Source organism: Sphaerisporangium rubeum (assembly GCF_014207705.1).
GTDB classification, from domain to species: Bacteria; Actinomycetota; Actinomycetes; order Streptosporangiales; family Streptosporangiaceae; genus Sphaerisporangium; species Sphaerisporangium rubeum.
Window position 1 is genome coordinate 2,839,497 of sequence record NZ_JACHIU010000001.1, and the last position, 13,790, is coordinate 2,853,286.

Consider the following 13,790-nt stretch of genomic DNA (forward strand, 5'->3'; position numbering starts at 1 on the left):
GCGGTCCGCCGGGAGACGCGCACGGCGGCGCCGCGCCACACCGGCCTCGGCGCGGGTCGTACGGTCAGGCGCAGCCGTCGGCGAGGCGGCGGGGGGCTCCCGGTGTGCCGGTGGGTCGTCTCGGGGTCTTGGTCACCTCAGGCGACGGGGTGGCGGTCACGCCGCCGGTCGTGGACGGGGCCGGTGCGGGGGTCGCCGGGGGACGCAGAGCGCGCGCGGCGGTGCGGCGGATGAGGGCCCAGTCCGGGGAGCCGGTGTGGATCAGCGGGGGGACGAACTGGACGCCGGCGAGCCTCGCGCCGCGGACCTTCAGGGCCAGAGGCACCAGGTGTTCCAGCATGGCCCGGGGGATGTCCGTGCGGAACATGCCTTTGGACGCGCGGGCCAGCTCGTTGAACCGCAGCAGCACGGTCGCCGGGTCGGCCTGGTGCACCAGCGCGTTCAGCACGCACCGCTGCCGGCCCATCCGCGTGTAGTCGTCGCTGTTGGTGCGGGACCTCGCGAACCACATGGCGTCCGCGCCGCGCAGCTTGCGGGTGCCGGCCTTGACCAGGCCCTCGTTGTACTTGCCGAACACGATGTCCACCGGCACGGTGAGCGTCAGCCCGCCGAGCGCGTCGATGATCCGCGCGAGCCCCCACATGTTGGCGAGCGCGTACCAGTCGACCCGCAGCCCGAGGGTGTACCCGACGGTCTCCTTCAGCGTCCGCGGCCCCATGCCTTTCCGGCCGCCGAAGAGCTCGGGGTGGTTCTCGGCGTACTGCCACACCGAGAACAGCAGGTCCTCCCTCGACCCGTCGGGGTTGGCAGGCAGCCGGAACCCATCGGGGAACGCGCGGTGCATCGGGGTCCCCGGCGGGAAGCGGACGTTCTCCAGGTTGCGCGGCAGGCTGAACAGCACGGTGTCGCCGGTGCGCACGTCCACGCTGGCCAGGTTGATGCTGTCGGTGCGCACCCCCACCCGGTCCGGCTGCCAGTCGCCGCCGAGGATCAGGATGTTGACCCGGTCGCGGCCGTCCCACGGGTCCTCCGGCCTGACCGGCGGGGTGGTCGCCGCCGCCTCGGCCGACGGCGCGTCGAACACCGCGTCGAGCGTGGCACCCGACACCAGCGCGTACTGCGCGACGACGGCGAACGGCATCGCGAACGCGACCGCGAGCGTGCCGGTGAGCACCCCGGAGATGATCTGCCCCACCTGGGACAGCTCACCGGGCCGCAGGATGACGTACGACCGCACGAGCAGCGCGAACCAGCACACCCCGGCCACGCAGGCCACGACGATGACGACGCGCAGCCACACCGGGTCGAGCAGCCGTCCCGCGAGCCCGGCACCCCCGGTGAGCACGGTCACGACCAGCGCGGCAAGGACGAGGAGATAGCCCCCGAGCAGCAGGAATCCCGTTCGCCGCCGGCCGGCCCGCAGGTGCGCCGCACCCGGCGCGATGGCGGACAACGCCGTCCAGCCGATGACTCCGGCCGTCCCCGGTGGCTTGTTCGCGTGGCCCAAGGTTGCTTGTACCTCCCCGTTTCCAGAGGCGGCACGATATCCGGCGAGTCCGACGCGAACATGAACACTTCACCAACGGCCGCATGCGGCCACACGTCGAACGGTCACCCGGCCATGTGCCGTACGGCGACCGGCCGCGCGTTCACCGGTGAACCGGCGGCGTCCGCATCGGCGGAACCGATCCCGCGTTCACCAGGGGAAGCTGAACAACCCGTAGTAGGCCGCGATGAGCAGCAGCCCGCCGGTGCCGCCGAGCACCGCCGCGATGGTGAACCGCTGCCACCGGCCCGGCTCCCAGCCGTCCTGCACCGCCGTGTACACCGCGGCCGCCGCCGTGACCTCCTGCACGAGCATGAGCAGCGCGAGGACCCGCACCACGAGCCACCCCGACAGCACGGCGGGCCACGCGCCTGCCTGGTTCACCGAGAACAGCACGATCAGCATGATGAACGCGATCACCGCCGCGAACAGCCCCACGCCGGTCCACGCCATGCGCCGCAGCCGCCGCCGGACGGCGGGCCACTGCGGCGACCGGGCCGGTGACACGATCTGCCGGTCGCGCAGCCGCACCACGAACTCGGTGACCGGCGCCGCGACGTACGCCACCGTGGCGAGGGTCAGCATCAGCGTGAGGATGGCGCCGCCGGCGTACCACGGCGCCTGCGGCACGTCCGCCGTCTCGTACCGCTGCACGGGGGTGGCGCCGGCGATCTGCAGGCCAGGCGGCGGCAGCGCCGTGCGCGGCAGGTCGAGTACCCAGTTGGCGAGCGTTTCGAGGTACCCCTTGGTGAACGGCCCGCCGTTGACCCGCATCGCGTGGTCGGCCCCGCCGATGAACCTGATCGTGTACGCGGGGTTGCCGGCCGCCTTGAGCGCCGCGGTGAGTTTCTGTGTGCTCTCCACGAACGGGATCGACGGGTCCATCGTGCCGTACAGCGCCAGCACCGGCTGTGTGATCTGCCGCAGCGCCGGCTCGGGGTCGTACCGCAGGAAGTCGAAACCGGCGACCCCCATCGCCTTGGTGAGCAGGTCGCGCACCCCGGCCGGCGCGTGCAGCCGTTCGAGCTGCTCGTTGAGGGCCCAGGCCACCTGGCGCAGCGGCGTGACGTTGGGGGAGGACACCATGACGGTGAACCCCACGTCGGCGCTGCGCGCCGCGATGGGGGTGACCCAGCTTCCCTCGCTGACCCCCCACAGACCGGTCCGCGCGGGGTCGACGTCGGGACGTCTCCGCAGCACGTCGATCATGCGCAGCGCGTCGTCGGCGAGCAGCGAGAAGTCGCGGTGCCGGAAGTCGTACCCGACGGTGCGCTTGTCGTAGGTGAGGGTCACCACCCCGGCCTTGGCGAGCCACGTGGCCTGCGTGGTGAACTCGCCGCGGTAACCGGGCCCCGAGCCTTGGACGAACACCATCGCGGGGTGACGGCCGGGGGTGGCCGGCGCGCGTACGGTGGCGGCGAGCGCGGTGTCGCCGGCGGGGACGACGATCTCCTGCGTGACGATGGGCCCGTCGTGCCGCACGGGCCGCACCTCGGCGGCCGGTTGCGGCGGGAGGTGCTGGAAGCTCACGTCCTCACGCAGCGGTGGCGGGTCGAACGCCGGCGGGGACAGCAGGTATCCCGTCGCGGTGAGCGCGGCAAGCAGCGCTGCGACGGCCACGCTCAGACGGCCCCGCTCGCTCACGCCACCTCCTCAAGGTCGGGGCGGCTCGTCGCGGCGAGGGCTTTTTCCGCCCGATTATGACCTTCGATCAGTAGGTTAAGTCACACCGGTCGAACGATGGTGCGCGAGGGGCCGCATTTGTCAGCGGGACCTGTTAGCTTCCTGCGACATGCGTCTCCTGCACACCTCCGACTGGCACCTGGGCCGGGCATTTCATCGTGAAAGCCTCATCGCCGCGCAGGGTGCCTTCGTGGACCATCTGGTCGCCACCGTGCGGTCAGAGCGTGTCGACGCCGTGCTCGTCGCGGGAGACGTGTACGACCGCGCGCTGCCGCCGGTGGACGCCGTCGAGCTGTGCGGCGAGGCCCTGCGCCGCCTCACCGACGCCGGAGCGCGGGTCGTGCTCATCAGCGGCAACCACGACTCGCCGCGCAGGCTCGGCTTCGGCGCCGGCCTCATCGACGCCTCCGGTGTCCACCTGCGCACCGACCCGGCCGGGGTGGGCCGTCCCGTGCTGATCGAGGGGGTCGCGGTGTACGGAATCCCCTACCTGGAGCCCGACATGGTGCGGGTCCCGTGGGGCCTCACCGAGCGCGGCCACCACGCGGCCGTCGCGCACGCCATGTCCCTCGTCCGCGCCGACGCCGCCACCCGCGCCGCGCCGTCGGTGGTGCTGGCCCACGCGTTCGTCACCGGCGGCGAGTCCAGCGACAGCGAGCGCGACATCAGTGTCGGCGGCGTCCCCCACGTCCCCGTCTCGACGTTCGCCGGCACCGATTACGTGGCGCTCGGCCACCTGCACGGCCGCCAGCGCATGACCGACGCCGTCCGCTACTCCGGCTCGCCGATCGCCTACTCCTTCTCCGAGGCCGACCACCTCAAAGGTTCGTGGCTCGCCGACATCGGCCCCGAGGGCCTGACGTCCGCCACGTTCGTCCCCGCGCCGGTGCCGCGGCCGCTGGCGCGCCTGCGCGGCCACCTGGACGACCTGGTCACCTCGCCGGCCTGGTCGGCGTACGAGGACCACTGGCTCCAGGTCACCCTCACCGACCCCGTGCGTCCCAAAGCGGCCATGGAGCGCCTCAGGCAGCGCTTCCCCCATACCCTCAACCTCGTGTTCGCCCCCGAGAACGCCCCCGAGCCCGCGCGGGCCCCGCGGCTCGCCGGCCGGCCCGAGATCGACGTCGCCATGGACTTCGTCCGCGATGTGCGCGGCGAGCCCGCCGACGCCGCCGAGCGTGCCTTGCTGCGCCGGGCCTTCGAGTCGTGCCGCGCCAAGGAGGCCCTGGTTTGAGGCTGCACCGGCTGGCGCTCACCGCGTTCGGCTCGTTCCCCGCGCGAGAGGAGGTCGACTTCGACGCGCTCGGCGACGCCGGCCTGTTCCTCGTGCACGGCCCCACCGGCGCCGGCAAGACCACCGTCCTCGACGCCGTGTGCTACGCCTTGTACGGCAGGGTGCCGGGCCAGCGCGACAGCGCGCGGCGCCTGCGCTGCGACCACGCGCCACCGGGCCGCGCTCCGGAGGTGGTCCTGGAGACCACGCTGCGCGGCAGACGCCTGCGCGTCACCCGTTCCCCCGCGTGGGAACGTCCCAAGCTGCGCGGCGACGGCACCGTCGAGCAGAAACCCAAGATCCTGCTGGAGGAGCTTCTCCCGACCGGCGAGTGGACGTTCCGTTCCAGCCGCCTCGACGAGGCCGGCGACCTGATCGGCGGCCTCCTCGGCATGAACGCCGACCAGTTCTGGCAGGTCGCCATGCTCCCCCAAGGCGACTTCGCACGCTTCCTGCGCGCCGACGGCGACGACCGCCGCAGACTCCTGGAGAAACTCTTCTCCGTCCGCCTCTACACCGCCGTGGAGCAGTGGCTCGCCGACCACCGCACCCGCGCCGGCCAGAACCGCCAGACCCTCCGCCAACAGGTCGACTCCACCCTCGACCACATGCGCGGCGCCGCCGGCCCGCTGCTCGACCGGCCGGCCGGCACCAGCGACGCGTTCGCTCTTCCTGCCGAGCCGCAGCCCGGCGCCGGCGAACCGGCCGGTCCTCTACCGGCACGGCAGCCCGGCACGGACGACCCGGCTGATCCTCTTCCCGCTCCTCAGGCCGACTCCGACCCCGCCGGCTGGGCCGCCGCTCTGGTGGCGTGTGCCGCGCGTGTACGCGACGACGCGGGGGCCGCCGCCAAGGAGACCGCCGGCACGCTGCGTGCCGCGCGCGACGCGCTGGAAAGCGCGCGCGACCTCGCCAAGCTCCAGCGCACCCACGCCGAGGCCCTGGCCCGCCGCGACGACCTCGACCGTACCGCCGACGAACGCGCCGACCTGGAGACGATCCTCGCGGAGGCCGCGCGAGCCGGCCGGGTCCTCCCCCTGATCCAGCAGGCCGAGCACCGCGAGGAGACCGCCGGCAAGGCCGCCGACCTGGCCGCCGACGCACTCACCCGCGCCGTCGCGGTGGCCGGCGGTGAGGCCGGGGTGGAGGAACTGGCCCTGCTTGAACGCGACCGGCGCGACGAGGTGGCACGGCTCGAACAGCTCACGGCGGAGGAGAACCGGCTGGCCGAGCTGAGAGAGGAACTCGGTCGCACCGGCGAGCGGCTCGACCGGCTCGCCGAGGAGGAGAAGGACGTGGCGACGCTCCTCGCCGAGCTGCCGTCCGCACGGCGACAGGCGGGGGAGAAGCTCGCCGCGGCACGGCTCGCGGCGTCCCGGCTGTCGGCGGCACGGGCCGAGGTGGAGGCCGCGCACGCCGACGTGGAGACCGTCCGCCGCAGGGACACCCTCGCCGTCGAGGCCCGGGCCGCACTGGAGGAGCTGGACCGCGTGCTGGAACCGGTCGCCGAACGGCTCTCAGAGGAGTACGCCGAGCTGGTGAACCGATCGGCCAAGGCCACTGGGCCGGCCCATGACGAGCCGGCGAGCGTGGGGAGGCTCGCGGCCACCGGACCCGACCGCATCGACCCGGTGGTCGTGGGGGAGTGGCTGGCCGAGGTCGCCAGGTCGGTTCAGGACGAGGTGGTGGTGCTTGAGGCGCGGCTGGGGGATGAGGAACGGCTGGCCGAGGTGGAGCGGGGGCTGGCCGAGGTCGAGGTGCGGCTGCGGGAGGTCGCGGCGCGCGAGCCGGGGCTCGCGGACGCACGGGACGGATTGCCGGCGCGGGTCGCGGCGGCCGAGGAGCGGCTCGCGGTGGTGCGGGCCGACGCGGCGGCGGTGCCTGCGGCGCTGGCGGCCAGGGACGCGGCGGTGCTTCAGGCGGAGCAGGCCGAGCGGCGTGACGCGCTGGAAGGTGAGCTGGCCGAGGCCGAGGAGGCGCGAAGAGCGGCCACCGACGAGGCGCAGGAGGCACGGGACCTGGTGCAGGCCGTCCGGCAGGCGCGCCTGGACGGCATGGCGGCCGAGCTGGCGCAGGGCCTGCACCCCGGCGAGCCGTGCGCGGTGTGCGGTTCGGACGAGCATCCAGCTCCGGCCGCGCCGGACGAGGCGGCCCCCACGTCCCATGACGAGCAGGAGGCCGAGGCGCGCGACGAGGCCGCGTGGGAGGCGCGGCAGGCCGCCGAGGAACGGGTGGCGGTGCTGGCCGCGCACCTGGAGGAGGCCGCCGCTCAGGCCGGCGGCCTGGGGGTCGCCGAGGCGCTCGCGGCCTGCCAGGAGGCCGAGGCCGAGCTGGCCCGGCTGGAGCAGTCCGCCGCCGGCGAGCCGGCCCTGGCCGAGGAGGCCGTCCGCCTGCGCGCCGAGCTTGAGGTCGCCGAGGCCGGTGCGCGCGAGCTCGCCGTCGAGGCCGCCGAGGCCCGCACGGCACGGGCCGCCTTGCGCGAGGAGTTCGACCGTCTCACCCGCACCCTGGACGCCGCACGCGGCGACGACCCGAGCGTGACGTCCCGCCGCGACCGCCGCACCGAGGATTCCCGCCTCCTCCAGACCGCCATCGAGGCCGCGACCCGCGCCGTGGAGACGTCCACCGCCGGTGAAGCGGCACGTGCGGCCGGTCTCCGAACCCGCCTGCGACCTCGTCCCACCGCGGGGTGGGTCCTGCCGTGGGCTGTCGCGACCGCGTCCCGAGAGGAGCCGGCGCAGGACAGCGACGACCCGGCCGTGCCGGCCGAGGTGCGGGAGGAGGCCGTGTGCCAGGAGAAGCCGCTCGGGGACACCCTCCACGAGGAGGAGCCGGCCGAGGCCGACGAGCCCGTGGAGGACGAGGTCCTGGCGGTCCTGGCCGAGGCGGAGCGGGTGCTGGCCTGGGTGGGGGAGGAGGCCGCGCGTGAGGAGGAGCTGCGTGCGGAGAGTGTCCGGGTGGAGGAGGAGTTGGCCGAGGCGGGGGAGCGGAGCGCGCGGGTCGGGGTGGAGATCGCCGGTGTGAACGCGCGGCGGGACGGCGTGCTGGTGGATGTGGAGCGGCTGGGGTCGCTCCTTGAGGAGGCCAGGGGGGAGGACGCTTCGCTGAGTGCGCGGCTGGAGCGGCTCACGCATGAGGCGGAGCTGCTTCGGGACGCGGCGGAGGCGCGGCGGGCCGCCGGCACGGCGGAGGCCGAGGCGGTGACGGCGTGGGAGCGGGCCGAGCGGGCCGCTCGGGAGGCGGGGTTCCCGGGGGTCGAGGACGTCGGGGCCGCGGCTCGGGACGCCGCGACCGTCGAGGAGATGAGCGAGCGGCTGCGCACGCTGGACGCCGAGCGGGCCGCGGTGGGCAGGACGCTCGCGGACCCGGCGCTGCTCGCGGCGGCGGCGTTGCCGGCACCGGACCTCTCGGTGCTCGAAGCCGTGCACGACGAGGCCGAGCGGGAACACGCCGCGCGGCTGTCGGCGCGGGACCAGGCCGTGGCGCGGCACGACCAGCTCGCCGGGTTCGCCGTGACCCTGGACGAGACGCTCGCCGAGTGGCGGCCCGCCGAGGAGGCGTACGTGCTGGCGAAACGGCTCGCCGAGCTGACCGGCGGCACGTCGGCCGACAACGCCGAGCACATCCGCCTGTCGTCGTACGTGCTCGGGGAACGCCTGCGTCAGGTCGTGGACGCCGCCAACGAACGCCTCGACCACATGTCCGGCGGCCGTTACCTGCTGCTGTACGACACCGCGAGGACCGCGGCCGACCGCAGGCGCTCCGGCGGCGGCCTCGGCCTGAAGGTCCTGGACGGCTGGACCGGTACCGACCGCGACCCCGCCACCCTGTCCGGCGGCGAGGCGTTCATGACGTCCCTGGCGCTCGCACTGGCCCTGGCCGACGTCGTGACCGCCGAGGCCGGCGGCGTCGAGCTCGGCACGCTCTTCATCGACGAGGGCTTCGGCACCCTCGACGAGGACACCCTGGACGCCGTCCTCGACATCCTGGACGACCTGCGCGACGGCGGCCGCGCCGTCGGCATCGTCAGCCACGTCGCCGAGCTGCGTTCCCGGGTCCCCGCACAGCTCAAGGTCCGCAAGAACCGCGACGGCTCCACCCTGACGGTCGCCGTCCCCGGCTGAGGGCTCAGCGCGCGACACGACCGGCCCGGGACCCGCGGACGAGACCGAGTGCTCAGAGCGGGGGAAGCGTGATGGGGGCCAGCAGGTACGCTCCGGCGACCAGGGCCGCGGTGGAGATCAGAAGGAACATGAAGATGTGGAAGCCGGGAGGGAACGGCGTCAGCCTGGCGAGCTGGTCGGCGTCGGAGTCGACGGCGCGGCCCCTGCGGCGTTTGCGGCGCAGTTCCAGAATGGGCCTGATGCCGCCGAACAGCAGGAACCAGCAGGCGGCGTAGGCGACCCAGCCCTGGACATCGGGTGGGGTGAACATCGACAGGGTGAAGACGGCCCCGCCGACGGTGATCAGCGCGATCGCGCCGTAGATGTTGCGGATCATCAGCAGCATGCCGGCGAGCAGCAGCAGCACCGTCCACAGGAAGACCGTGATGTACCCGGCGGCGGTGAGCCAGGCCGCGCCGAGCCCGATGAGGGACGGCGCGACGTACCCGGCGGCGGCGGTGAGGATCATGCCGGGACCGGTGGGCCGGCCCCGGGTCAGGGTGACCCCGCTGGTGTCGGAGTGCAGGCGGATACCCTGGAGCTTGCGCCGGGTGAGCAGCGCGACGACGGCGTGGCCGCCTTCGTGCGCGACCGTGATGAGACCGCGCGACAGGTGCCACGCGTTGGGGTGCAGGACGACGGCCAGCGCGACGAGCGCGGCGAGCAGGATGATCCATAAGGGTGGCGCGGGCTGGGTCGTGATCAGGCGCGTCCAGAGAGCGTCGAGCGTCTCCAGGGTGCCACCTCCGTCGATCGGGCCACCGTGCGGCGCGACCTAGCATCCCATGATCGGAAGGAGATCGTGTACGCGGCGAACAGGTCGGTGACCGGTAGGAGATCGGCGACCGGAGGATCAGGAAGGGCCGGGTACGCGGTGCGATTCCCGGCCGGTGGGGAGCCGGTGTCTCTCCGGGAAGCCGCGTGATCGGGAAAAGATCGTGGACGCGGTGAGCGCGCCGGTGACGGGTATGGGCCCGGAGGTTCATCAGGAGTTTGGAATGTCCGGTTAAGGTCGGACTCGGCCGGTGGTGGGATGCCGGTGGTGGGATGAAGGAGGGTCACGTGGCGGAGCGGCGGACTCGGGGGCTGCGGGGCCTCGTGCGTGGGGCCGCGCGGAACGGGGAGCGTGGGGAGGTCGCGCCTGAGCGGTCCATGGATCCGAGGTCCAGGGACGACGGCGGCCCGGCCCAGCCGAGTGTGATCGACAACGCGGTCTACGTGGACGGCAAGCGGGTGGCGTCGCCGCCGTCGCTGCCTGAGGCGGTGGCGGCGCTGCGGTCCAACCCCGGCGGCATGGCGTGGATCGGGCTGTACCGGCCGCCGGAGCGCGAGATGCTGCACATCGCCGAGGAGTTCGCGCTGCACGAGCTGGCCGTCGAGGACGCCATCGTGGCCCACCAGCGGCCGAAGGCCGACCGGTACGGCGAGACGCTGTTCCTGGTGCTGCGCGCCGCGCGGTACCTCGACTCGCAGGAGAAGGTCGAGTTCGGCGAGCTGCACGTGTTCGTCGGCGCCGACTTCGTGCTGACGGTGCGCCACAGCGAGGCCCCCGACCTGTCCAAGGTGCGCCGCCGCATGGAGGAGGACCCCGACCTGCTGCGCCAGGGCCCGCAGGCCGTGCTGTACGCCATCCTCGACGCCGTCGTCGACGGGTACGCGCCGGTGGTCGCCGGGGTGCAGAAGGACATCGACGAGATCGAGGTGCAGGTCTTCGGCGGCGACCCGGCCGCGCCGCGCCGCATCTACGCGCTGTCGCGTGAGGTGATCGAGTTCCAGCGCGCCACCCGGCCGCTGCTCGCCATGCTGGAGGGCCTGATCGCGGGTTCGGCCAAGTACGGCGTGGACGGCGAGCTGCAGCGGTACCTGCGGGACGTCGCCGACCACGCGATCACGGTGGTGGAGCGGGTGGACAACTTCCGGCAGATGCTCCAGGACATCCTGATCGTCAACTCGACGCTGGTCAGCCAGGCGCAGAACGAGGAGATGAAGAACGTCACGCAGGCCAGCTACGCGCAGAGCGAGGAGGTCAAGAAGATCTCCTCCTGGGCCGCCATCCTGTTCGCGCCGACCCTGGTCGGCACGATCTACGGCATGAACTTCACCCACATGCCGGAGCTCGGCTGGGTCTTCGGCTACCCGTTCGCCGTGGCGCTGATGGGGATCGTCTGCCTGACCTTGTATCTGGTGTTCAAGCGCCGCGACTGGCTGTAGGCCGGCGGGGTAGGTCGGCCGGTATGGAAGACCGTGAGCTTGAACTGCACGCCATCGCGATGGACGAGTTCGGCCTGCGCGCCGGCATGGTCCGCGCCGACCAGTGGGACGACCCGACGCCGTGCTCGGACTGGACGGTGCGCGACCTGGTGAACCACCTGGTGGTGGAGCAGCTCTGGGTGCCTCCACTGGTCGCAGGCGCGACTCCGGCCGAGGTCGGCGACCGGTTCGACGGTGACCGGCTCGGCGACGACCCGGTGGCGAGCTGGACCCGGGCCGCCGCCGACGCGCAGGCCGCGTTCGCGGCCCCCGGCGCGCTGGACGGCGAGGTCCACCTGTCGTACGGCACGGTCCCCTGCCGCACGTACTGCCGTGAGATGGCCGCCGACCTCGCCGTGCACGCCTGGGACCTCGCGCGGGCCCTCGGTGTGGACGAGCGGATCGACCCGGCGCTGATGGCCGCCGCGTACGACCACCTGGCCTCGCTGGGACAGGACCTCGCCGCCACCGGCCTGTTCGCCGGCCCCGTGCCGGTGCCGGCGGACGCCGACATCCAGACCCGCACCCTGGCCCTGACCGGCCGCCGGCCCTAGGAGAGCATCTTGCGCGCGGCGTCCTCGATCTCGGCCTCCGACAGCAGCACGTGGGCCGCGGCGTCGCCGAGCGGGACGAACGAGTCCTTGGACGTCACGCGCGACACCTGACCGCTGAAACCGGCGTCGGCGAGCGCCGCGAGCACGGACTCCGACACGCCGCCGGACCCGCGGGTCTCGTCGGCGACCAGGACCTTGCCGGTGAGGGTGGCGGCGTGCAGCAGGTCCTCGACCGGCAGCGGGGACAGCCACCGCAGGTCGAGCACCCGGCACCCGTGACCTTCCGCGGTGAGGCGTATCGCGGCACGCAGGCTCATGCGCAGGCCGTTGCCGAAGGTCACGATGGTGAGGTCGCGGCCGTCGCCGTACGACCTGGCCCGGCCGATCGGCACGTGCGTCTCGGCCCACCGCGACGGCGGCGCGTACGGCGCGAGCCACCCGTCGTCCCCGTCGTCCATGAGGTCACGCGTGTGGTACAGCGCGATCGGCTCGAGGAACACGCACACCTCGCCGTCGGCCTTGGCGGCGGCCACGCAGGTGCGCAGCATCGCGGCGGCGTCGTCGGGCCGCGCGGGGGACGCGACGACCAGGCCGGGGATGTCGCGCAGCGCCGCCACGGAGTTGTCGTTGTGGAAGTGGCCGCCGAATCCCTTCTGGTAGGCGTAGGCGGCGACCCGCACCACCATGGGGTTGCGGTAGGCGCCTTGGGAGAAGAACCGCAAGGACGCCGCCTCGCCGCGGATCTGGTCGAGCGCGTTGTGCAGGTAGGCCAGGTACTGGATCTCCGGTATCGGCAGCAGCCCCGACACCCCCGCGCCGAGCGCCAGCCCGAGCACGGCCTGCTCGTCGAGCACCGTGTCGAACACCCGCGCCGCGCCGAACCGCTTGAGCAGGCCCCGCGTGACCCCGTACACCCCGCCTTTGCGCGCGACGTCCTCACCGAAGACCATCGCCTCGGGGTGCGCGGCGAGCAGGTCGGTGAGCGTGCGGTTGATCGCCTGGGACAGGGTGAGCGGACCCTCGCGCTCGGGTGACGTGGCGCCGGTCAGCGCCGCACGGCCGGGTGCCGCGCGGGCCGCGAGCGTGGCGACCCGCGCCGGGTGCCGCGGCGCGAGCGGCCGCATGACCTCGGCGGCCGAGCGCAGCCGTGGCCGCCGCGTCAGGTCGAGCGCCAGCTTGAGCACGTGCTCACGGATCGTCTCGTACCGGCCGAGCAGCTCGCCGGGGTCGGCGAGACCCGCGTGGACCAGCAGCCGCGCGGTGGCGACCAGCGGGTCGCGCTCCAGGTCGGCGGCGATCTCGCGCGGCGTGCGGTAGGCCGACTCGACGTCGGACCCGGCGTGGCCCATCAGCCGCACGGTGCGCAGGTGCAGCAACGCGGGGGAACGGCGGCCGCGCACGTGGTCGGCGGCGCGGCACGCCACGTCGTACGCCTCGGCCAGGTCGCAGCCGTCGGCCTCGAACCGGGGGATCAGGGGGTGCGCGGCGGACTCGACCCACCGGCGGGGGGTGCGCACGCTGACGCCGAGGCCGTTGTCCTCGCAGACGAACAGCACCGGCAGCGGCAGCCCCTGGTAGGCGCAGTACGCGGCGGTGTTGAGCCCGGTCAGCGCGCTCGCGTGGTTGATCGACGCGTCACCGAAGCTCGTGACCGCGATCGAGCCCTCCGGCCACGGGGTGTCGGTGACGCCGAGTTTGCGCGCGCGCTCGATGGCGAACGCCACCCCGACGGCGCGGGGGAGGTGGCTCGCGATGGTGGAGGTCTGCGGGATGACCGCGAGGCCGGGGTGGCCGAACACCTTGTGCCTGCCGCCGGCGATGGGCTCCTCGGCCGCGGCGGCGAGGCCGAGCAGCACGTCGCGCAGCCCTTCCTCGGCGAGCCGGCCGGCCTGCGCGGACCGCGCGAGGTAGAACGCGCCGGACCGGTAATGCAGCAGCGCCGGGTCGGTGGCGCGCACGGCGGCGGCGACCGCGGCGTTTCCCTCGTGGCCGGCCGACCCGATGGTGTAGAACCCCTCGCCTTGCTCGCGCAGCCACCGGGCCGCGATGTCGAGCAGCCGGCTGGCGACCTGTGTCTCGAACAGGTCGCGGCACAGCCCTCCGGTCAGTGTGGTGCCGGGCCGGACGGGGAGCGCGGGATCGCGGCGCTCACCCGGCGTCAGCGCGGCGACCGACTCGGTGAAGTGCGTCTCGGCAGTGTCGCGGGCCACACCACCGATTATGTCGCCGGTCGTCACGCCACGTCCGGTGGCTTGCCGATACGGCCAGACCCGGAAAGCCCCGCCGCGACGTGCGGCGAGGCTTTCACGAGTTTTGCTGGT

At 73.6% G+C, this 13,790-nt stretch carries 8 protein-coding genes; 4 read left to right on the plus strand and 4 right to left on the minus strand.

What is annotated here, in order from left to right; genetic code table 11:
* Nucleotides 1-64: 64 nt before the first annotated feature.
* Together BJ992_RS12110 and BJ992_RS12115 are read right to left on the minus strand one after the other, a co-directional pair.
* Nucleotides 65-1,507: an LCP family protein gene (locus BJ992_RS12110; RefSeq protein WP_184980470.1), complete on the minus strand. Its 1,443-nt coding sequence runs from the start codon at nt 1,505-1,507 to the stop codon at nt 65-67.
* Between the two features lie 189 nt (nt 1,508-1,696).
* Nucleotides 1,697-3,190, minus strand: coding sequence for a prolyl oligopeptidase family serine peptidase (locus BJ992_RS12115; RefSeq protein ID WP_184980471.1), 1,494 nt, complete (start codon nt 3,188-3,190; stop codon nt 1,697-1,699).
* A gap of 148 nt (nt 3,191-3,338) precedes the next feature.
* Between BJ992_RS12115 and BJ992_RS12120 the strand changes: the two genes are divergently transcribed.
* Nucleotides 3,339-4,463 (plus strand): exonuclease SbcCD subunit D, encoded by a 1,125-nt coding sequence (locus BJ992_RS12120; RefSeq protein WP_184980472.1) that lies wholly within the window; start codon nt 3,339-3,341, stop codon nt 4,461-4,463.
* Nucleotides 4,460-8,626, plus strand: coding sequence for an AAA family ATPase (locus BJ992_RS12125; protein ID WP_184980473.1), 4,167 nt, complete (start codon nt 4,460-4,462; stop codon nt 8,624-8,626). The genes BJ992_RS12120 and BJ992_RS12125 overlap by 4 nt, the downstream gene beginning before the upstream one ends.
* A gap of 52 nt (nt 8,627-8,678) precedes the next feature.
* Here BJ992_RS12125 and BJ992_RS12130 read toward each other — a convergent pair whose 3' ends face one another.
* Nucleotides 8,679-9,419, minus strand: coding sequence for a M50 family metallopeptidase (locus BJ992_RS12130; protein WP_343072975.1), 741 nt, complete (start codon nt 9,417-9,419; stop codon nt 8,679-8,681).
* A gap of 308 nt (nt 9,420-9,727) precedes the next feature.
* Between BJ992_RS12130 and BJ992_RS12135 the strand changes: the two genes are divergently transcribed.
* Nucleotides 9,728-10,876, plus strand: coding sequence for a magnesium and cobalt transport protein CorA (locus tag BJ992_RS12135; RefSeq protein WP_343072623.1), 1,149 nt, complete (start codon nt 9,728-9,730; stop codon nt 10,874-10,876).
* A gap of 23 nt (nt 10,877-10,899) precedes the next feature.
* Entirely contained in the window at nt 10,900-11,469 is a 570-nt protein-coding gene (locus BJ992_RS12140) for a TIGR03086 family metal-binding protein (protein ID WP_184980474.1), read from the plus strand.
* Here BJ992_RS12140 and BJ992_RS12145 read toward each other — a convergent pair.
* Nucleotides 11,466-13,679, minus strand: coding sequence for a thiamine pyrophosphate-dependent enzyme (locus tag BJ992_RS12145; RefSeq protein WP_184980475.1), 2,214 nt, complete (start codon nt 13,677-13,679; stop codon nt 11,466-11,468). The two genes, BJ992_RS12140 and BJ992_RS12145, sit on opposite strands and share 4 nt — an antisense overlap.
* Nucleotides 13,680-13,790 lie beyond the last annotated feature (111 nt).